This is a genomic window from Pseudomonas sp. 2822-15, assembly GCF_002742515.1.
GTDB classification, from domain to species: Bacteria; Pseudomonadota; Gammaproteobacteria; order Pseudomonadales; family Pseudomonadaceae; genus Aquipseudomonas; species Aquipseudomonas salomonii.
This window is the reverse complement of sequence record NZ_LJRY01000183.1, coordinates 376,181-396,401: the sequence shown is the minus strand read 5'-3', so window position 1 is coordinate 396,401 and position 20,221 is coordinate 376,181. Positions and strand designations below refer to the sequence as shown.

Here is a 20,221-nt window from a genome sequence, read left to right as displayed (position 1 = left end):
AAAAACCAATTCGGCCCGTTCCGGGCGTGTTGAACGCAAGTGATGATCGCGCCCCAATCATGGCAAACGAAACGACAGTTCCAAATACAAAACCCACCACCCTCGCCGCTTGGATCAAGCGCCTGGACGATGTGCTGCTGCCTGTTCCTCAGGCTAGTCACGAACGCGTGTGCAAGGCCATCCGCGACAGCCGCAGTTCATTGCGAGATATTGCCGAGCTGATGCAAAACAGCCCGGCGCTGGTGCTCGGTGTGATGCGCGAGGCCAACAGCCAGGCGCACGGCAGTTTGTCGGGCCCGGCAGAAAACCTCGAAGTGGCGCTGAATCGCCTGGGCCTCAAACGCGCCGAAGAATTGCTCGCGCGCCTGCCCGCAGTGCCGGAAAAAGACATCCCGGTGGCCTTGCGCCAATTGCTGCTGGTCAGCCAGCACGCCTCCCAGCAAGCCAGCGGTTTGTTCGCCAGCCGCCTGGCGCGGCTGTGGCAAGACATCCATTGGGGCAGCCTGCTGTTTCTGTCGCCACTGTGGCCGCTGGCCGTGGCCTACCCCAAGCTTTTGGAAGAATGGGAGCTGCGGGTCATCCACAAAGGCCAGTCGGCGCGCAAAGTCGAGCAGGAACTGTTCGGTGTACGCCTGCTTGACCTGTGCCTGGGCTTGACCGAAGCCTGGCACCTGCCGATCTGGGTATCCCAGGGCTACAACCTGCTGCTGACCGAACAGCGCTTGCTGGTCAAGGCGCTGCACATCGCCCGCGAAGACGACGCACTGCGCCAGCAGCAATTGCTCGATGCCGAACCCAACCTTCGGCGCTGGCTGAACCAGCCCGCCAATACCGTGCTGCTGGCCAACGGCCTGGCGATGTCGGCCCAGGAATCCTGGACCTGCCCGCACACCGAGCGCTGGCAATACCTCACCGCGCTGTACCTGCAAGCGCCGCTGTGTGACGTGCAGCAGCAGGCTCACCAACAAGCGGTGACCAGCGCGCGCACCACCTTGATGCCGGACCTGTGGCACCCGGCGCTGTCACTGATCTGGCCGTGGCATGTGCAGAAGATCCATCGCGGCCTGCTGCCCGCGCCGCCGCCCACTGCCGAGGCGTTGGCCGTATGGCGCAGGCGCTGCACCGAGTTGCTGGTCGAGCCGAGCCGCTTTGCCAACGCCATGCACTTGACCACCTGCGCCAAGGAAGCCTTGGTGGCCAGTGGCATGCAGCGGGTTTTACTGTTTATGGCCGACCGCGCCCTGAGTACCTTGCGTGTGCATCAGGCCGATGGCTTGCCCAAGGACGCTGCCAACCTGAGCCTGGACGTCGTCAACAGCACGCTGCTGCAGCGCCTGCTGGAAAAGTCCGCCCAGGTGCGCCTCACGCCAGACAATCACGCGCAATTTTCCGCGTTGCTGCCGCCGATCCTGCGCCGCTGGTTTACCGGTGAACACCTGTTGCTACGCTCTCTGAGCTGCAATGGCCGCGTGGTGATGCTGATGGTTGCCGACCAGGGCGGCGGGCCGTTCTCGGAAACCACCGTGCAGGCTTTCGGCAAAACCGCTCAATGCATCGAGAAAGCGCTGCACAGCTTTACCAACCGCAGCGCCTGAAGCTTGCGCTACAATCGCGCTCTTTTATCGCCAACATTTGTGCCCAGGAGACCTCACATGCCTGACTTCTCTGGCTTGCCGCTGGTGATCGAGTCCAGCGACCTGCTTGGTCGCCTGGATGCCGACCACTTGATTCTGGTGGACCTCACCAGTGCCGCCCGCTACGCCGAAGGGCATATCCCCGGCGCGCATTTCGTTGACCCCAAGCGCACCCAACTGGGCCAGCCACCTGCACCCGGCTTGCTGCCGCACAAGGCCGACCTGGAAAAGCTGTTCGGCGAATTGGGCCACACCCCGGACGCCACTTACGTCGTCTATGACGACGAAGGCGGCGGCTGGGCCGGGCGGTTTATCTGGTTGCTCGACGTGATCGGCCACCAGAAGTACCACTACCTGGATGGCGGCCTGCTGGCCTGGCTGGACGAAAAACACCCGGTGAGCACCGAAGTGCCCGCCCCGGTTGGCGGCCCGGTCAGCCTCACGCTGCACGACGGCCCCACCGCCACCCGCGAATACCTGCAAAGCCGTCTTGGTGCAGCCGACCTGGGCATCTGGGACGCGCGCGGCCCGCTGGAATATTCCGGCGAGAAAGTGCTCGCCGCCAAGGGCGGTCACATCCCCGGCGCCGTCAACTTCGAATGGACCGCCGGCATGGACAAGGCGCGCAACTTGCGCATCCGCCGCGACATGCCGCAGATCCTCGAAGACCTCGGGCTGACCCGCGACAAAGAAATCATCACCCACTGCCAGACTCACCACCGCTCTGGCTTCACCTACCTGGTGGCCAAGGCGCTCGGTTATCCGCGAGTCAAAGGTTATGCCGGTTCCTGGGGCGAATGGGGCAACCACCCCGACACCCCCGTCGAGATTTAAGGTTTAAGGACAGTTATGAAAAAGCAGTTGTTTATCCTCAGCCAGTACTTGCTGCCGCACCACTTGCTGTCGCGCCTGGCCGGCTGCATTGCCGAGTGCCGCGTGCGCTGGTTCAAGAATGCCTTCACGACGTGGTTCGCCAAGCGCTACCAAGTGGACATGTCCCAGGCGCTGGTCGAAGACCTCACCGCCTACGAGCACTTCAACGCTTTCTTCACCCGCGCCCTGAAAGACGGCGCCCGCCCGCTGGATGAAACCCCAGGCGCGGTGCTGAGCCCGGCCGACGGCGCGGTCAGCCAGCTTGGCCCGATCGAACATGGCCGGGTGTTCCAGGCCAAGGGCCACAGCTACAGCGTGCTGGAGTTGGTGGGGGGCGATGCGGCGCTGGCTGCACCGTTCATGGGCGGTGATTTCGCCACTATTTACCTGTCGCCGAAGGACTACCACCGCGTACACATGCCTTTGGCCGGTACGCTGCGCGAGATGGTCTATGTGCCGGGCCGGATTTTCTCGGTCAACCAGACCACGGCCGAAAATGTGCCGGAACTGTTTGCGCGCAACGAGCGTGTTGTCTGCCTGTTCGACACCGAACGCGGCCCGATGGCTGTGGTGTTGGTGGGCGCGATGATTGTGGCGTCGATTGAGACGGTGTGGGCAGGGCTGGTAACGCCGCCGAAGCGTGAGCTGAAAACCTTCCGCTACGACGAAGCCGCGCGCGCTCCGATTCACTTGGAGAAAGGCGCTGAGCTGGGCCGTTTCAAACTGGGTTCGACCGCCATCGTGCTGTTCGGGCCGGACCAGGTGAAGTGGGCAGAAGAGCTGGTGGCAGGTACGCCGGTGCAGATGGGCCAGGGTATCGCCGCGCCTAAAGCCTGACCTGATCGCTCCCACGCTCTGCGTGGGAGCGCCCTCCTGTGACGCTCTGCGTCACGCCCTTGAAGCTGACGCAGAGCGTCAGGGGCGGCATTCCCACGCGGAGCGTGGGAACGATCAACAGTGCCAACCGCTTACAACTGCCCGTCGCGATCGCGAAAGCCCAGCAGATACAGCACACCATCCAACCCCAGCGTCGAAATCGCCTGCTTGGCCGATTGCTTGACCAGCGGCTTGGCACGGAACGCCACGCCCAACCCGGCAATCGCCAGCATCGGCAAGTCATTGGCGCCATCGCCGACCGCAATGGTCTGCTCCAGGCGCAAACCCTCCTTGTGGGCCAACTCCTTCAGCAGGTCCGCCTTGCGCTGTGCGTCGACTATCGGCTCGACCGCCACGCCGGTCACCTTGCCATCCACCACTTCCAGCTCGTTGGCAAACACATAGTCGATGCCCAGCTTGGCCTGCAATTGCTTGGCGAAGTAGGTGAAGCCACCGGACAGGATGGCGGTTTTGTAGCCCAGGCGCTTGAGTTCGGCAAACAAGGTTTCGGCGCCTTCGGTCAGGCGCAGCGACGCACCGATCGAATCCAGCACGCTTACGTCCAAGCCCTTGAGCAGCGCCAGTCGCTCCTTGAAGCTGGCGCGAAAGTCCAGCTCACCGGCCATGGCGCGCTCGGTGATTGCGGACACTTGCTCACCCACACCCGCGGCCTTGGCCAACTCGTCGATGACTTCGGCTTCGATCAGTGTGGAGTCCATATCGAACACCGCCAGGCGGCGGTTACGGCGGAACAGCGAATCTTCCTGGAAGGCGATGTCGACGTTCAGTTCCTGGGCCACACTGAGGAATTCGGCGCGCAGGGCCTGCGGGTCGGCAGGCTCGCCGCGTACGGAGAACTCGATGCAGCCCTTGCCTTTGTCCGCCGGTGTGTCCAATGGCATACGACCCGACAGACGGTCGATGTGGTCGATATTCAATCCATATTGAGCGGTGATCGAGCTGACCCGCTGCAATTGTTCGGCGGTTACTTTGCGAGTCAGCAGCGTCACGATGTGGCGCTTTTTGCCCTGGCCTTCGACCCAATGCTGGTAATCGGCTTCGGAAACCGGGGTGAAACGCACCTGCTGATCAAGCTTATAGGCCGTAAACAGGATGTCTTTGAGCACCGACGAGGCCTGCTCGGTGCTGGGGATTTCCACCAGGATGCCGAACGACAACGTGTCGTGGATCACCGCTTGGCCGATGTCGAGAATGTTCACACCACCCTGGGCCAGAACACCGGTAATGGCTGCGGTGAGACCCGGGCGGTCTTCGCCGGTGATGTTTATCAGGACAATTTCGCGCAAAGCGCACCCCCAGGCTGGAAAAAAACCGCATTCTACCCACTTTCAGTGACCATCGGGCACAGCGAGCGCTTTGCCGGTTCTAGGCCTGTCGCTATACTGCGCGTCAACTTCACGGACCAAGAGCCGAGCGCAAGTGAACCGGCCCACGCCAGTAAAAACCGATAACTTCTTCCTGCTGATCTTCCGGGCACTGCGCCACCGCCGTGTACCGATCGCATTACGCATCGCCAGCCATAACGTGATCCTGGTCGCTCTGGCCTTGGTGATCTACGCCTGCGTGATGGGTTTGCAGTTCAAGCAGGCCATGCACGAGCAAGCCGACGCCCTGGGCGAGAGCCTGACGACCCAGACCGCCACCTCGGCGACTGAGTTGCTGGTGTCCAACGACATCCTCAGCCTCAACGTGCTGCTCAATAACCTGACCAAGAACCCGCTGGTGGCGCATGCCGCCATCTACAGCGTGGACAACCGGATCATGGCCGAAGCCGGGCAGCGCCCGAAAAACGGCCTGTTGGGTGAGGCCGAAGGTCTGTATTCGAGCAATATTACGTTTCAGGATGTGAAGGCGGGGCAACTGCGCATCAGCCTCGACATGCAACAATTCCAGCAGCCTATGACCATCAGCCTGCAAAGCATGGGCATCCTCAGCGCGATCCTGCTGGCCCTGGCCCTGGCCCTGAGCTTGCGCCTGGGTCGGCATATCTCCACGCCACTGATGCAACTGCGCATCTGGCTGCGTGATATCGACGAACACACCCCGGCCACCGACCGCCAGGATGAAATCGGCGACCTCGCCCGCCAGCTTCACGCCAGCTTTGCTCCCGAGCCGGTGGTGCCTGAGGTTGAACCCGAGCCTGAGTACGACGACACCGACTATGACGACGAGCCCGAGTTTGAAGTGCGCAACCTGCGTGACCCAGGCTTTGACGAAAGCGCGCCGGTGGCCGCCCTCAAGCCTGCGCCACGCCAGGTGATCAAGGCCGAAGAAGACGAACTGGACGATGAAGACCCGTTCGCCGACCTGCGCGACACCTCGGCCGCCGCACCCGTTGTCGCCCCGCAACCTGCGCCGGTGAAAAATACCGAGCCGCAGCACAGCGCCGTACTGGCTGTGCAACTGGGCTCGCAGGACCAACTGCGTCGCCTGCCCCGCGCCCGCCTGACGGAATTGCTGGAGCGCTACCGCGACTGCCTCGACCAGGCCGCCTCGCTTTACCAAAGCGAGCTGCACACCCTGAACGATGGCAGCACGTTGATGCTGTTCCACAGCGAAGACAGCGGCGAAGACTACCTGACCAACGCGATTTGCTGCGGCGAGCTGCTGCGCGCCCTCGGCCATGCCTTGCAAATTGAAGTGGCCGACAGCGGCATTACTTTGCAACTGCAACTTGGCCTGACCGTCGGTGACGATCTGTTCGGCATGAGCCAGATCGACCTGCTGCTTACCGAGATTGCCCAGGACGCGCTGGCCTTGTCCCAACACAGCCGCAACCTGCTGCTGGTGGAACGCAAGATCAGTGAAGATGCGTTGATCCGCCAGCGCGCACGTATCCGGCCGATTGCCAGCCCTGAAGGCGCGAGCTGTGTGGAGCGGCTGATGGAGCCGTACCCGTCGATGCTCGAACGGCAGTTGGCGCGGATGCACGAGACCCGTAACAAGCCCTGATGGCTGATCGTTCCCACGCTCCGCGTGGGAATGCATTCCGTGACGCTCTGCGTCACTGCTGCGCAGCGGGACGCGGAGCGTCCCAAGAGGCATTCCCACGCGGAGCGTGGGAACGATCCAAAAAGGCCCGCTGAGTAAGCGGGCCTTTTGTTTGGGCGCGATTCAGATCAAAACCTGAACACTTCCATATCCGTGCGAATCGGCGTGGCCATCGGCATCTTAGGCTTCTGCGGAGCTGACGGTTTGGCCTGGGCCGGCGCTTGCTTGCGCGGCGCCTCGGCCACTGGCGGCTGGTTGGCCAATGGCTTGAGCGCCACCGACAACTGTTGCGCCAGATGCTGCAACAACACGCCCTGGGCCTGGACCTGGGACGCGGTGGTGCCGGTATGTTCTTCCTGCAGGTGCACGATGCGGTTATCGCGCACCTGGCCACGGCGGTCGATCAGGCGCCATTGGGCGTCAAGAATTGCCGGTTGCGAAGCACCCGAATCGAGCCGCGTGATGGTCAGCAATACCTGCACATCCGGGGTAAAACCCGCTGGCCCAGGTGCGAGCACCACACGCTGGCTGTCGAGATGACCAGCCACCTGACGTAACATCAGCTGGTTGATATCGGACGACAAACTACCCGCCCAACGACCATCGGTTGAACCTTGCAGGCTGCCGTCGCTCTGACGTTGAAGCAGGGTTTCGCGTTGCAGGTAATCAGCAACGACGACCGGGCCAAGCAAAACCGCCATGCCTGCGGTTTGCGCAGGCTGAGCCGGACTTCCGCTGTCCAGCTGGTACAGCGACACCGGTTGGTGTGTGCTGCAACCCGCCAGCCCCAAAAGGCCAGCGAGCATCAAAAATAAAGGAAGGCGTGGAGCAGTCATCATCCCATCCAGGTGGCTGCCACAAGGCGAACCACAATGTAATACTAAAAATAACCTAAACACGCTCGGCCACGCCGGCGCTGGAAAGGCCATATCATCCGTGAATATGCGCCCTGACTCCAGCGCGAAAGCGTCGATCTACGCGTTAAATCCTAGATCGAGCCCTCTAAACCGCCTTAAACAGGCGTTTCCACCAGCAAAGCATCCACGCGCTGGAAGCCACGCGGCAGTTTATTACCCCGTCGGCCACGCTCACCCTTGTAGTGTTCAAGGTCGTCAGGGCGCAGAGACAACGTGCGCTTGCCGGCCTGGAGCACCAGGGTAGAACCTTCCGGGATCACGGCGATGTCGGTCACGTACTCTTCGCGACTGGCCACGCGCTCCCCGGGAATCCCGATAATCTTGTTGCCCTTGCCTTTACCCAACTGCGGCAAATCGCTGATCTTGAACACCAGCAAACGCCCTTCAGTGGTCACCGACGCCAGCCAATTGCTCTCGCGGTCTTCCACGGTACGCGGCAGGATCACCTTGGCGTTGTTCGGCAAGCTCAACAACGCTTTGCCCGCCTTGTTCTTGGCCTGCAGGTCTTCACCCTTGACCACAAAACCGTAACCCGCGTCGGAGGCGATCACATACAGCGAATCGTCGTCCGGCAGCAGCACGCACTCGAAATTCGCCCCCGGTGGCGGCGTAAGGCGCCCGGTCAGCGGCTCGCCCTGACCGCGTGCCGATGGCAAGGTGTGCGCCGGCACCGAGTAGCTGCGCCCGGTGGAGTCGATAAACACCGCAAACTGGTTGGAACGCCCGGCCGCAGCGGTCTTGAAACCATCGCCGGCCTTGTACGAGAGGCCGGTGGCGTCAATATCATGCCCTTTGGCGGAACGAACCCAACCCTTTTCCGACAGAACGACGGTAATTTTCTCGTTAGGCAGCAACTCGGTTTCTGTCAGAGCTTTCGCTTCTGCGCGCTCGACAATCGGCGAGCGACGGTCATCGCCATAGGTTTCGGCGTCTTTGATCAGTTCGCTGCGCACCAGCTTCTTGAGCTTGGATTCGCTGCCCAACAGGGCTTGCAGCTTGGCTTGCTCCTTGAGCAGCGCGTCTTGCTCGTCACGCAACTTCATCTCTTCGAGCCGCGCCAACTGACGCAAGCGGGTGTCGAGGATGTAGTCGGCCTGGATCTCGCTCAGCTCGAAACGCGCGATCAGCTCGGCTTTCGGGTGCTCAGCGGTGCGGATGATGTGGATCACTTCATCCAGGTTGAGGTAGGCGATCAGCAAACCGTCCAACAGGTGCAGACGGCGCTCAACCTTGTCGAGACGAAATTGCAGGCGGCGGCGCACGGTCTGTACGCGAAACTCCAGCCATTCCACCAGCAGGTTGCGCAGGTTTTTCAGCTGCGGCTTGCCGTCCAGGCCGATGATGTTGACGTTGACCCGATAGCTGGACTCAAGGTCGGTGCTGGCGAACAGATGCTGCATCAGCACTTCGTGGTCGACCCGGCTGTTGGTCGGGATGATCACGATGCGGCAGGGGTTTTCGTGGTCGGACTCATCACGCAAGTCAGCCACTTGCGGCAATTTCGACGGCTTGGCCTGCATCAGTGCGGCGATCTGCTCCAGCACCTTGGCACCGGATACCTGGTGCGGCAGTGCAGTGACAATAATGTCGCCGTCTTCAATGTGGTAAACCGCGCGCATGCGCACCGAGCCCTTGCCGGTCTCGTACATCTTCAGCAGGTCGGCACGCGGCGTGATGATTTCCGCTTCGGTCGGGTAATCCGGGCCTTGAATATGCTCGCAGAGCTGCTCGACCGTAGCTTTTGGCTCATCAAGCAAACGCACACAGGCAGTCGCGACTTCGCGCAGGTTGTGCGGCGGCACGTCAGTGGCCATGCCGACCGCGATGCCGGTGGTGCCATTGAGCAGGATATTCGGCAAACGCGCCGGCAACACCAGCGGTTCGTCCAAGGTGCCGTCGAAGTTCGGCCCCCAGTTCGCGGTGCCCTGGCCCAACTCGCTGAGCAGCACTTCCGAGTAACGCGACAGGCGCGCCTCGGTGTACCGCATGGCGGCGAAGGACTTGGGATCATCCGGCGCACCCCAGTTACCCTGGCCGTCCACCAAGGTGTAGCGGTAGCTGAACGGCTGGGCCATCAGCACCATGGCTTCGTAGCAGGCCGAGTCGCCGTGGGGGTGGAACTTACCGAGCACGTCACCGACGGTACGCGCCGATTTCTTGTGCTTGGAATCTGCGTCCAGGCCCAACTCACTCATGGCGTAGATAATGCGCCGCTGCACGGGCTTCAGGCCGTCGCCGATATGCGGCAAGGCACGGTCCATGATCACGTACATGGAGTAGTTGAGGTAGGCATTTTCGGTGAAGTCAGCCAGCGATCGGCGTTCTACGCCATCTAAGCTGTCTGCGAGGATGTCACTCATGCGGGCCTCATCATTGTTTGGTCTGGCGCAGCAGCATGGTGCCGCTGCGCTGGGTAAATTCAAGTTGTTTCAATGCACTCATGCCCAATAGCACCTGCTCGCCGCCCAGGCCCGGCGCTACCAGCGCACGCACGTCCTGCAGGACGATATCGCCCAGCTTCAGGCGATCAAGGCGGGTGCGGTAGCCCTGGCTACGCCCATTGGCGGTGCTCAAGGTCACGGGCGGGCCACGTTGGAGCCCGAGGCGGTCGGCCAATTCGGCCGGCACCGCCACATCGGTCGCGCCGGGGTCGAGCATAAACTCCACCGGTTGACCGTTGATCTGGCCGCTGGCGACAAAATGCCCTTGGCCGTTGCCCAGCAGTTTCACTTCGATGTAACCCTCGTGCTGCTCCGAGGTCACCACGGCATTGGGGTTTTCCTGACGCGCTTCCCACTGCCCAAAAAAACGCGTGGCCAAAAACAGCCCGGCGCCCCATGCCACGAACATCAGTACGCGTCCGGCACGTTTGCCGGGCGGCGGCGCTGCCGTCATGGTCGTACGCCCCAGCCACCGGCCGGCGCGGCAAAACGATAGACCACCGGGCGTTTTTCACCGTCGGCGCGCGGGCCAAAATTATTGTCGATGCCCAACCACGCCCCTTCGGCATCCATCACCAGGGCCTCGGCCAGGCCATAGGGCTGGGCATAACGCCGGTTCGGTGCCAGGGTTTCGTCGGCAAACGACCAGCACAGCTCGACTTTGGCCGTGACCCCATCGCGCCGGCAAATCTGGAACGCATTGCGCTCCAGGGTAAACAGCTTGCCGTTGAACAGCGCCAGGTCGGCAAAGTCCTTGGACACCGCCTTGGCATTGGTGAACTGTGCCGGCTGCACTTCCTGGCCGGCCTCGCTCAGCAACACACAGGGCCCGTCGCAATCCCACACGCTCTGGCCGCGCTTGATCGAGATCAACCCTCGTCGCTCACGCTCGGCCGCCAGCCAGATCTGATTGCCTTCGGGGTTGATCGCCAAACCTTCGAACAAGGCATTGAAGTGCAGCAACATCCCACTGGCCCGCGCTTCGCGGACCATTCCCGGAGCAATCTTCAACCATTGCGGCGCGCCGCTCACCGGCACTTGCAGCACCGCCGCATGGGCTTCACTGACAATGTAACGGTTGCCGGCGGCGTCACAGGTGATGCCTTCAAAGTCCAGGTCGCCGCCACGAATGAACGACGCCGCCTTGGTGCGCGAGCGCAAGCCCCAGGGCAGACCGGACTCCGGCACCGGCGGCACTTCGATCTTCACCGTTTCGGCCTTCCAGGTCGGCGCGCTGATATCGAGGCGGTAGATCTGGTCGTCATCGCGGTCGGAAACCGTCCACAAGTCCTGGCCACACAGCGCCAGGCCCGACAGGTTGCCACCGCGCATGCCGTCCACCGGGTGTTCGGAGACCAACTTAAGCTCAGCCACGGGCGCGGCCACCCCTTGGGTGGCCACCAACCCGCTCAACATCAGGATCGCCAGGGCGAAGCCTGTGCGCATCAGCCCAGTACCTCGGCCAGGTTACCCTTGGACTCCAGCCAGGCTTTGCGGTCCGGCGCACGCTTCTTCGCCAGCAGCATGTCCATCATTTCCGACGTGCCCGCGAAGTCTTCCAGGGTCAACTGCACCAGGCGCCGAGTGTTCGGGTCCATGGTGGTTTCGCGCAGCTGCGGCGGGTTCATCTCACCCAGGCCCTTAAATCGCGTGACCTGCGGCTTGCCGCGTTTCTTCTCGGCTACCAGGCGGTCGAGGATGCCATCGCGCTCGGCTTCGTCGAGGGCGTAGTAAATCTCTTTGCCCAGGTCGATACGGTACAACGGCGGCATGGCGACATAGACGTGGCCAGCCTCCACCAATGGGCGGAAGTGCTGCACAAACAGCGCACAGAGCAACGTGGCAATGTGCAGGCCGTCGGAGTCGGCGTCGGCGAGGATGCAGATCTTGCCGTAGCGCAGCTGGCTCATGTCCGCCGCGCCCGGGTCTACACCGATGGCCACGGCAATGTTGTGCACTTCCTGGCTGGCCAGGACTTCGCTGCCGTCGACTTCCCAGGTGTTGAGGATCTTGCCGCGCAACGGCAGGATCGCCTGGAACTCCTTGTCCCGCGCTTGCTTGGCGGAACCGCCGGCGGAGTCACCTTCGACCAGAAACAGCTCGGAGCGCATCGGGTCTTGCCCGGCGCAATCGGCCAGCTTGCCTGGAAGTGCCGGGCCCTGGGTGATGCGCTTGCGCTCGACTTTCTTGCTGGCCTTCAAACGACGGCCGGCGTTGTTGATCGCCAGCTCCGCCAGGGCCAGGCCCAGTTCCGGGTGCTCGTTGAGCCACAGGCTGAACGCGTCCTTGACCACACCGGAGACAAACGCCGCCGCCTCACGGGACGACAAACGTTCTTTGGTCTGGCCGGAGAACTGCGGCTCCTGCATTTTCATCGACAGCACGAACGCGATGCGCTCCCACACGTCTTCCGGCGCCAGCTTCACGCCGCGCGGCAACAGGCTGCGGTATTCGCAGAACTCGCGCATGGCGTCCAGCAAACCCTGGCGCAAACCGTTGACGTGGGTGCCGCCCTGGGCCGTGGGGATCAGGTTGACGTAGCTTTCCTGCACGCTGTCGCCACCTTCGGGCAACCACAGCAGCGCCCAGTCGACAGCTTCTTTATTCCCCGCCAGGCTGCCGCAGAACGGCTCGTTGGGCAGGCGTTCAAAGTCGCTGACCGAGTCTTCCAGGTAGGAGCGCAGGCCATCTTCGTAGTGCCACTCGACCTTTTCGCCGGTGCCTTTGTCTTCAAAGCTGACCAGCAGGCCAGGGCACAACACCGCCTTGGCCTTGAGTACATGCTTGAGGCGGCTGATGGAGAATTTTGGCGAATCAAAGTATTTCGGGTCCGGCGCGAAGTACACGCTGGTGCCGGTGTTGCGCTTGCCGACGCTGCCGATCACTTCCAGGTCGGTGGCCTTGTAGCCATCGGCGAAGGTCATCTGGTACTCGTTGCCGTCGCGCTTGACCTTGACCCGCACCAGGGTGGACAGGGCGTTGACCACGGAAATACCCACACCGTGCAAGCCACCGGAGAACTGGTAGTTCTTGTTGGAGAACTTGCCACCCGCATGGAGCTTGGTAAGGATCAGCTCGACGCCCGACACACCCTCTTCCGGGTGAATGTCCACCGGCATGCCGCGACCATCGTCGGACACTTCCAGGGAATGGTCGGCGTGGAGGATGACCTGTACCGACTTGGCGTGCCCGGCCAAGGCTTCGTCGACGCTGTTGTCGATGACTTCCTGGGCAAGGTGGTTCGGCCGACTGGTGTCGGTGTACATGCCGGGGCGTTTGCGCACCGGGTCGAGGCCCGAGAGGACTTCGATGGCGTCGGCGTTATAAGAGCTAGCGCTGGGAGTGGCCATGGGGTCTCGTCGTGAGTCGTTCGATTAAAAAGTAACCTTGGACTTTACAGTGCTGCAAAGTCCAAGGATTGATACTGATCTGCGCCAATGCCGGCAAAACTCAACATGGCCGGCAATTGCTGGGCGAACCCCTGGTAACCATGGTCGCCACCGGCCTGGATGCGCAAGGCACAGGCCCGGTAATACTGCTGGGCGAGGCGATAATCCAGGGTTTCGTCCCCGGTCTGCAACCACACTTGATAACGCGCGGCGTCCTGGGGTGCCGGCACTTCCAGTTCGGCCAGGGCCGTGACGTGGTCGTGGGTCAGCTCCCAGGTTTCATCGGTGTAGAGGTTCTTCTGGGTGCCCAGGTAACCGTCAAACATCCGATGCGGGCTGACCGCCGGGTTCACCAGCAGCGCCTTGAGGCCATGGCGTTCGGCAAGATGGGTTGCATAGTAGCCGCCGAGTGAGCTTCCCACCAGCAGCGGCCGTCCCAGCTCTGCAATGGCCTCTTCCAATTGAGGAATCGCCTGACGCGGATGGTGATGCAGGGCCGGCACACGCAATTGGTCGCTCAAACCGAGGCTGTCCATCACGGTGGTCAACTGGGTGGCCTTGTTGGACGCAGGCGCGCTGTTGAAACCGTGGATATATAGAATCGAAGCGGACATGCCGGGCTCTCCGTGCATCAGCCAAAGAGGCGCAGTTTACAGGGAATACAGACAGATGCGGATCGAATGTGGGAGCTGGCTTGCCTGCGATGGCGCCGGATCAGTTAGCTATTGATTAACTGGCACACCGCCATCGCAGGCAAGCCAGCTCCCACATTTTGAGCAGTGTTTGCAGCTTTTAGTAGCCATTGCTGCCGTAGTCGACAGTGAAGGCAAAATCCTTTACCCGCTCCACACCCGTCTCCAACCGTCCGTCGGCATGCAATCGCAGCCAGCGATACCCTGGCGCCTGCTCGCTGACCTTGAAGTCCTCGCTGCCCGGCGCGAACTGGATACAGGTGGACGGCGACGCCAGCAGGCGCACGCCATTACGCTCGCGGTCGATTTCCTGGTGCACATGGCCCCACAGCACCGCCTTTACCTGCGGGAAGCGGTCAAGTACGGCAAACAGGGCTTCAGGGTTGCGCAGGCCGATCGGCTCCATCCACGCACAACCGATGGAGACCGGATGATGGTGAAAACACACCAGATGATGACGGCTTGGCGCTTCGCTCAGGGCCTGGGCGAGCAATTGCAGTTGCTGGTCCTGCAAGTAACCGGGCACCGAGCCCGGTACCGCCGAATCCAGCAAAGTGACGCGCCAATGGCCAATGTCGACCACCGGCTCCAGCAAATCACTGTGCACGGCGGCATGGGCCATGACCTGCGGTTCGTCGTGGTTGCCGGGAATCCAGCGCGCCGGCGCGTCGATCTGCCCGGTCAGGTCGCGAAACTGCTGGTAAGACTCCAGCGAGCCGTCCTGGGACAAGTCCCCCGTGGCCAGCACCAGATCGATCTGCGGCTGCTGCTCGCGCACCAACCCGATCACGCGCTGCAGGCTGTCGTGGGTGTTCATGCCCAGCAGCGAACCGTCGGCCTCGGCAAACAGGTGGCTGTCGGACAACTGCACCAGCAGCGCCGGCGCATCAGGGTTCACGGTGGATACGCTCGGCAAGGCGCTCTCCCAAGGCAATCACAGGAATGGTTAACTGGCGCGATTATGCTGGGGCAGGACACAAAGAGGAAAGACGCAGTTCACATCTAGCGCACGACTTCAAATTCATGGCCCAGGGCCAGGCAGTGACTCAACCATTCGCCGAGGAACACATTGAGTTGTGCTTTCTCATCGGGCTGGTGCATGAACACATTCGGATAAGGATAGATGCTGCGAAAGCGTCGCGCATGTTCGGCGCTGATGACTTCGGCCATGCGGGCATCGTGATACACCTGAACCTCCAGCTGCGGCACCGGCAGCCAGGGCAGGCTGTGCTCCTGGCGTACCCGCAAGGTGGTGGTGTAGGGGCAGTTGACGATGACCTCAAGGGTCAGCACGCCCAGCATCTGGTCGCCATGGGTCACGGCAATCCGCCGCGCCTCAGGCGCGTGACGCATATCGGGGAGCAAGCGCATCAAGCGTGCATAGTTGGCCTCGCAGGCCGCTTGCAGCCCGATCAGGTCAACTCGGTATCGTTCCCGTGCCTTTACTGCCATAACCCCCTCACTTCCGCGCGATTAAGCGCAAGCCACTGCAGGGCGATAATGCTGGCTGCGTTGGAAATTTTGCCGTCACGCACCGCTTGCAGGGCATCTTCGAGCGCCCAAGGGGTGACGCGGATATCTTCTGCTTCTTCTTCCAGTCCATGGACGCCACCAGCACCTGAGCTGTCGCAACGGCCCAGATACAAGTGCACGAATTCGGTACTGCCACCGGGCGACGGGAAATATTTGGTGATCGGCCACAGCGCAGAGAACGTAAGGCCAGCTTCCTCCTCGGCCTCGCGGTGTGCAACCTCCTCCGGTTGTTCGTCCTTATCAATCAGGCCCGCGACCATTTCCACCAGCCATGGGTTGCCGGTACGGCCCATGGCGCCGATACGGAACTGTTCGATCAACACCACCTCATCGCGCTGCGGGTCGTAGGGCAGCACGCACACCGCGTCATGGCGAACGAAGACTTCACGATTGATCACCCGGCTCATGCTGCCATCGAACTTCTCGTGGCGCAGTTGCACGCGGTCAAGCTGGTAGAAGCCCTTGTAGGCATTGTCGCGCTGAACGATCTCGACGGTGTTCGGCGTCGATTTGGCAATGTCCGTCATATCCTTCCTCGTTACGCAGGTGCAATTCGCGCCATCCTAACGCGCCCATGGCCCTTGATGCAGCCCCTTTCCGGTTGCCGGGATAGACGGCGAGCGTCAAACTCACTCTAATCAGCTTAGTGGCGAACTGACGGCTTTGTTCGCAGTCGAAGCGCTACTCTTTTTCGCTTTCCATCGATTTCCGAAGGACGCACATGTCGCTTTTAAAAATCGCCTCCGTGGCCTGTATTGCCTTGACTCTGGGCGCTTGCCAGAGCCTGTTCCAGCCCAGCTACCTCAAGCCCCTGGACACCAGGCCGGACACTTCCGAACAGATCAAACCCGGCTGCAACAGCCCGGAATGCCCGCTGGTGAACATCGACACCGTGCACTTCCCCAGCGAGCCGCAGCTGGACAGCATTGTTGAGCAACGCCTGCTGCAAATGACCCGCACCACGCCCGGCGCCAGCGTGCCGCCGACCCTGAATGCCTACCGCGACAAGTTCCTGCGTGAGTCGCCGAACCGCAACAGCATGTACTTGCAAGCCAAGGTACGTGAGCAGCATGACGGACTGGTGATCGTTGAAGTGTCCAGTTACCTGGATACCGGCACCGCCCACGGCGCGCCCGGCCGCGGTTTCATCAACTATTCACGCCTGCTGCACAAAGAGCTGAGCCTGGCCGACATGCTGCTGCCGGGCCAGGAACAGGCGTTCTGGAACACCGCGAAAGTCGCCCACAACAGTTGGCTGATCAATTCGCAGATGGACCGCGACCCGGAGTTCGTGAAGAGCTGGCCGTTCCAGAAAACCCCGAACGTGGCCCTGACCAGCGCCGGTGTGGTGCTCAAGTACAACGTGAGCACCATCGCCCCTTACGCACTGGGGCTGATCGAAATGACTATCCCCTATGCGCGCCTCACCGGCGTGCTCAAGCCTGAGCTGATGCCAGCGCGCCACTGACCGCACGCCCCAGCACCAGCTGTAACAACCCTGCCAGTACCAGTGCCGGCAGGGTTGCGCCGATATCCGGACACAGGTTGGCCAGCGCGTGATAGGTGGCGATGCCACCCAGCCAGGCCACCAGCGCCGGCCAATGCAGGTTGGCAACCCTGCCGTGGCCACGCCGGCGCAGGATAAAGTGATCCACCAGCACCACGCCGAACAGCGGCGCAAACACCGAGCCGATCAGCAGCAGGAAGTTCTGATACTGCGCCAACGGCGCCAGGCAGGCGATCAAGGTGCAGATCACACCGATGGCCAAGGCCAGGTGCTCGACCTTCAAGCGCAGCAACATACCGCTGGACACCGCCGCCGAGTGAATATCGGCAAAGGCGTTTTCCGACTCGTCCAACAGAATCAGCAGCAGCGGAATGCCCAAGCCGGCACCGGCCAGCGCCAGCAACAGCGCATTGACCTCACCGCTGGGCGCAAACGCCAGGGTGTAGGCCACGCCCAGGCTCATCAGCCAGAAATTACCGATAAAGAAGCCCAACGCCGTCCCGCCGAACACGCTTTTGGCGCGCTGGCCGAAGCGTGAGTAATCGGCGATCAGTGGCAACCACGACAGCGGCATGGCGATGGCGATATCAAAGCCCACCGCAAACGGCATCGAGCCATCGCCGGACCTGGCCCACAACGCCGCGAGGTCGGCCTTGGCGAACAGGTTCCAGGTCAGCCACAGGCAGGCGGCGAGCAGCAGCCAGATGCCCCATTTACGCAGGATTTGCCGCACAAACGTCAAAGGGCCGCTGACTGCCAGCAAGGTCGCCAAGCCACCGAAAAACAGGGTCCACAGCAATGGGCTGGCGAGCAGGCTGCCCTCGCTGAACGCGCGCGTGCCGAGCAAACTGGCGGCGTCGCGCATCACGATGATCTCGAACGAGCCCCAGCCAATCAATTGCAGCAGGTTCAGCAGTGCCGGCAGGCTCGCGCCCTTGCTGCCGAGGCTGAGTTTGAGCGCGGCCATGGCCGACAGGCCGGTGTCGCTGCCGATCACACCGACGGCAGCCAGCAGCACTACGCCGACCAGCGTGCCGAGGAAAATCGCCAGCAACGAGCCGGACAAGCCCAGGCCCGGCGCGAGCAAGGCACCGGTTTGCAGGACCATCAGGCCGATGCCGAGGGAGAACCACAGGGAGAACAGGTCGCGGGCGCCGAACACGCGTTTGTCAGCCGGCACCGCGATTTCAGGGGAATAAGTACTCGGTTGAATGCTCAAGGGTGTTATCTCTGAGGGACATGATCGTTCCCACGCTCTGCGTGGGAATGCCGCTAAGGACGCTCTGCGTCCGCCTTTGTGACGCAGAGCGTCACGGGATGCATTCCCACGCAGAGCGTGGGAACGATCGTGGGTGTCAGACCTTCTTGTACAGCTGACTGCCTTCCTGCTTGAACCGCTCCGCCTGCTCGGCCAAGCCCTTGGCCACGTCCACATCCACCGCTTCAATGCGCTGGTTGGCGGCGTACTCGCGTACTTCGTGAGTGACTTTCATCGAGCAGAACTTCGGCCCGCACATAGAGCAGAAGTGCGCGACCTTGGCCGACTCCTTCGGCAAGGTTTCATCGTGGAAAGCCCGCGCGGTGTCCGGGTCCAGGCCGAGGTTGAACTGGTCTTCCCAACGGAATTCGAAGCGCGCCTTGCTCAGGGCGTTGTCGCGAATCTGCGCGCCGGGGTGGCCTTTGGCGAGGTCGGCGGCATGCGCGGCGATCTTGTAGGTGATGATCCCGGTCTTTACATCGTCCTTGTTCGGCAAACCCAAGTGTTCCTTGGGCGTGACGTAGCAAAGCATGGCGCAACCGAACCAGCCGATCATCGCCGCACCAATACCCGAGGTGATGTGGTCGTAGCCCGGCGCAATGTCGGTGGTCAGCGGGCCGAGGGTGTAGAACGGCGCCTCGTCGCAGCATTCGAGCTGCTTGTCCATGTTCTCCTTGATCAACTGCATCGGCACGTGGCCGGGGCCTTCGATCATGGTTTGCACGTCGTGCTTCCAGGCGATCTTGGTCAGTTCGCCCAGGGTTTCCAGCTCGCCGAATTGTGCTGCGTCGTTGGCATCGGCCACCGAGCCTGGGCGCAGGCCGTCGCCGAGGGAGAAGCTGACGTCATAGGCCTTCATGATTTCGCAGATCTCTTCGAAATGCGTGTAGGCGAAGTTTTCCTTGTGATGAGCCAGGCACCACTTGGCCATGATCGCGCCGCCACGGCTGACGATGCCGGTCACGCGGTTGGCGGTCAATGGCACATAACGCAGCAAGACACCGGCATGAATCGTGAAGTAATCCACGCCCTGCTCGGCCTGTTCGATCAACGTGTCGCGGAACAGCTCCCAGGTCAGCTCCTCAGCCATGCCGTCGACTTTTTCCAGGGCCTGGTAGATCGGCACGGTGCCGATCGGCACCGGCGAGTTGCGGATAATCCACTCGCGGGTTTCGTGGATGTGCTTGCCGGTGGACAAATCCATGATGTTGTCCGAGCCCCAGCGAATACCCCAAGTCATCTTCGCCACTTCTTCTTCGATGGACGAACCCAAGGCGCTGTTGCCGATGTTGCCGTTGATCTTCACCAGGAAGTTACGGCCGATGATCATCGGTTCCAGTTCGGTGTGGTTGATGTTGGCTGGAATGATCGCCCGACCACGGGCGATTTCTTCGCGGACAAATTCAGGCGTGATGATTTTCGGGATGCTCGCGCCAAAGCTGTGGCCCGCGTGCTGCTGTTTGAGCAGGCCGCTGGCACGGGCTTCTTCGAGCTTCATGTTTTCGCGGATGGCGACGTATTCCATCTCCGGCGTGATGATGCCTTTGCGCGCGTAGTGCATCTGGCTCACGTTGGCACCGGCCTTGGCTTTGCGCGGGTTTTGCAGGTGGGCAAAGCGCAGGTAGGCCAGGTCCGGGTTATCCAGGCGCTCCTGGCCGTAGCTTGAGCTCAGGCAGGTGAGGCGCTCAGTGTCACCACGCTCTTCGATCCACGGCGAGCGCACATCGGCCAGGCCTTTGCGCACGTCGATGATGACATTTGGGTCGGTATAAGGGCCGGAGGTGTCGTAAACCACCACGGGAGCGTTGATTTCACCGCCGAACTCGGTGGGTGTCACGTCCAGGCTGATTTCGCGCATGGGCACGCGGATATCGGGACGCGAGCCCTGCACATAAATTTTCTGCGAGCGGGTAAACGGCTGCACGGAGCCTGTGTCGACCTTGGCCGACTCACTCAAATGCACGGTGTTGTTTTTTGGTCTTGTACTCATCACGGGCTCTCCAACTTATCCAGGCGGTGGATTTTTGTCGGAGCGAACCTGTGACGGATGGACGCACTGAAACCAGTGCTGTGCAAGGCACGAGGGCTG

17 protein-coding genes are annotated in these 20,221 nt (G+C 61.8%); 5 read left to right on the top strand and 12 right to left on the bottom strand.

The annotated features are described in order from the left end of the window. The first annotated feature begins 59 nt into the window (after window positions 1-59). The 3 genes from AOA59_RS13870 to asd are packed head-to-tail and all read left to right on the top strand — an operon-like array spanning window position 60 to window position 3,344. Window positions 60-1,595, top strand: a complete 1,536-nt coding sequence (locus AOA59_RS13870) for an HDOD domain-containing protein (RefSeq protein ID WP_099487896.1) — start codon at window positions 60-62, stop codon at window positions 1,593-1,595. Between the two features lie 57 nt (window positions 1,596-1,652). Then, complete coding sequence (gene rhdA / locus AOA59_RS13865; RefSeq protein ID WP_058422428.1) at window positions 1,653-2,468, top strand: thiosulfate sulfurtransferase; 816 nt, start codon at window positions 1,653-1,655, stop codon at window positions 2,466-2,468. A gap of 15 nt (window positions 2,469-2,483) precedes the next feature. Then, complete coding sequence (gene asd, locus AOA59_RS13860) at window positions 2,484-3,344, top strand: archaetidylserine decarboxylase (RefSeq protein WP_099487894.1); 861 nt, start codon at window positions 2,484-2,486, stop codon at window positions 3,342-3,344. Between the two features lie 131 nt (window positions 3,345-3,475). Here the strand turns inward: asd and serB are convergent, their stop codons facing one another. After that, window positions 3,476-4,690 (bottom strand): phosphoserine phosphatase SerB, encoded by a 1,215-nt coding sequence (serB, locus tag AOA59_RS13855; RefSeq protein WP_069786843.1) that lies wholly within the window; start codon window positions 4,688-4,690, stop codon window positions 3,476-3,478. A 133-nt stretch (window positions 4,691-4,823) separates the two neighbouring features. Between serB and AOA59_RS13850 the strand changes: the two genes are divergently transcribed. Next, window positions 4,824-6,356, top strand: a complete 1,533-nt coding sequence (locus AOA59_RS13850; protein WP_065930685.1) for an AhpA/YtjB family protein — start codon at window positions 4,824-4,826, stop codon at window positions 6,354-6,356. A 167-nt stretch (window positions 6,357-6,523) separates the two neighbouring features. Here AOA59_RS13850 and AOA59_RS13845 read toward each other — a convergent pair whose 3' ends face one another. The 9 genes from AOA59_RS13845 to AOA59_RS13805 form a co-directional block, all read right to left on the bottom strand. Further along, window positions 6,524-7,231 (bottom strand): membrane integrity-associated transporter subunit PqiC, encoded by a 708-nt coding sequence (locus AOA59_RS13845; protein ID WP_068933540.1) that lies wholly within the window; start codon window positions 7,229-7,231, stop codon window positions 6,524-6,526. A gap of 176 nt (window positions 7,232-7,407) precedes the next feature. After that, entirely contained in the window at window positions 7,408-9,672 is a 2,265-nt protein-coding gene (parC, locus tag AOA59_RS13840; RefSeq protein ID WP_056860538.1) for a DNA topoisomerase IV subunit A, read from the bottom strand. Window positions 9,673-9,682: 10 nt separating this feature from the next. Next, window positions 9,683-10,207 (bottom strand): TIGR02281 family clan AA aspartic protease, encoded by a 525-nt coding sequence (locus AOA59_RS13835; protein WP_099487891.1) that lies wholly within the window; start codon window positions 10,205-10,207, stop codon window positions 9,683-9,685. Continuing rightward, window positions 10,204-11,199, bottom strand: a complete 996-nt coding sequence (locus AOA59_RS13830) for an esterase-like activity of phytase family protein (protein WP_099487888.1) — start codon at window positions 11,197-11,199, stop codon at window positions 10,204-10,206. The genes AOA59_RS13835 and AOA59_RS13830 overlap by 4 nt, the downstream gene beginning before the upstream one ends. After that, window positions 11,199-13,103 carry a DNA topoisomerase IV subunit B gene (gene parE, locus AOA59_RS13825; RefSeq protein WP_099487886.1) on the bottom strand — a complete coding sequence of 635 codons (1,905 nt, stop codon included), beginning with the start codon at window positions 13,101-13,103 and terminating at the stop codon, window positions 11,199-11,201. Before parE ends, AOA59_RS13830 begins: the two co-directional genes overlap by 1 nt. Before the next feature lie 44 nt (window positions 13,104-13,147). Then, window positions 13,148-13,756, bottom strand: coding sequence for a YqiA/YcfP family alpha/beta fold hydrolase (locus AOA59_RS13820; RefSeq protein ID WP_065930690.1), 609 nt, complete (start codon window positions 13,754-13,756; stop codon window positions 13,148-13,150). A gap of 178 nt (window positions 13,757-13,934) precedes the next feature. Then, entirely contained in the window at window positions 13,935-14,750 is an 816-nt protein-coding gene (cpdA, locus tag AOA59_RS13815) for a 3',5'-cyclic-AMP phosphodiesterase (RefSeq protein WP_099487884.1), read from the bottom strand. A gap of 86 nt (window positions 14,751-14,836) precedes the next feature. Beyond that, window positions 14,837-15,286: a DUF1249 domain-containing protein gene (locus tag AOA59_RS13810; RefSeq protein WP_017138485.1), complete on the bottom strand. Its 450-nt coding sequence runs from the start codon at window positions 15,284-15,286 to the stop codon at window positions 14,837-14,839. Next, window positions 15,277-15,894 (bottom strand): NUDIX domain-containing protein, encoded by a 618-nt coding sequence (locus AOA59_RS13805; protein WP_099487882.1) that lies wholly within the window; start codon window positions 15,892-15,894, stop codon window positions 15,277-15,279. Before AOA59_RS13805 ends, AOA59_RS13810 begins: the two co-directional genes overlap by 10 nt. 194 nt (window positions 15,895-16,088) lie before the next feature. Here AOA59_RS13805 and AOA59_RS13800 point away from each other — a divergent pair, with 194 nt between their 5' ends. After that, window positions 16,089-16,835: an RsiV family protein gene (locus AOA59_RS13800; protein ID WP_065930693.1), complete on the top strand. Its 747-nt coding sequence runs from the start codon at window positions 16,089-16,091 to the stop codon at window positions 16,833-16,835. Here the strand turns inward: AOA59_RS13800 and cytX are convergent. Next, window positions 16,804-18,093 carry a putative hydroxymethylpyrimidine transporter CytX gene (gene cytX / locus AOA59_RS13795; RefSeq protein WP_099487880.1) on the bottom strand — a complete coding sequence of 430 codons (1,290 nt, stop codon included), beginning with the start codon at window positions 18,091-18,093 and terminating at the stop codon, window positions 16,804-16,806. The two genes, AOA59_RS13800 and cytX, sit on opposite strands and share 32 nt — an antisense overlap. 136 nt (window positions 18,094-18,229) lie before the next feature. Continuing rightward, entirely contained in the window at window positions 18,230-20,122 is a 1,893-nt protein-coding gene (gene thiC, locus AOA59_RS13790; protein ID WP_099487878.1) for a phosphomethylpyrimidine synthase ThiC, read from the bottom strand. Window positions 20,123-20,221 lie beyond the last annotated feature (99 nt).

Coding starts and splice junctions, on each gene's coding strand:
- AOA59_RS13835 (WP_099487891.1), bottom strand. CDS start 10,207: ATGACGGCAGCGCCGCCGCCCGGCAAACGTGCCGGACGCGTACTGATG.
- AOA59_RS13820 (WP_065930690.1), bottom strand. CDS start 13,756: ATGTCCGCTTCGATTCTATATATCCACGGTTTCAACAGCGCGCCTGCG.
- AOA59_RS13845 (WP_068933540.1), bottom strand. CDS start 7,231: ATGACTGCTCCACGCCTTCCTTTATTTTTGATGCTCGCTGGCCTTTTG.
- asd (WP_099487894.1), top strand. CDS start 2,484: ATGAAAAAGCAGTTGTTTATCCTCAGCCAGTACTTGCTGCCGCACCAC.
- AOA59_RS13830 (WP_099487888.1), bottom strand. CDS start 11,199: ATGCGCACAGGCTTCGCCCTGGCGATCCTGATGTTGAGCGGGTTGGTG.
- AOA59_RS13800 (WP_065930693.1), top strand. CDS start 16,089: ATGTCGCTTTTAAAAATCGCCTCCGTGGCCTGTATTGCCTTGACTCTG.
- parE (WP_099487886.1), bottom strand. CDS start 13,103: ATGGCCACTCCCAGCGCTAGCTCTTATAACGCCGACGCCATCGAAGTC.
- thiC (WP_099487878.1), bottom strand. CDS start 20,122: ATGAGTACAAGACCAAAAAACAACACCGTGCATTTGAGTGAGTCGGCC.
- parC (WP_056860538.1), bottom strand. CDS start 9,672: ATGAGTGACATCCTCGCAGACAGCTTAGATGGCGTAGAACGCCGATCG.
- AOA59_RS13805 (WP_099487882.1), bottom strand. CDS start 15,894: ATGACGGACATTGCCAAATCGACGCCGAACACCGTCGAGATCGTTCAG.
- AOA59_RS13870 (WP_099487896.1), top strand. CDS start 60: ATGGCAAACGAAACGACAGTTCCAAATACAAAACCCACCACCCTCGCC.
- rhdA (WP_058422428.1), top strand. CDS start 1,653: ATGCCTGACTTCTCTGGCTTGCCGCTGGTGATCGAGTCCAGCGACCTG.
- AOA59_RS13810 (WP_017138485.1), bottom strand. CDS start 15,286: ATGGCAGTAAAGGCACGGGAACGATACCGAGTTGACCTGATCGGGCTG.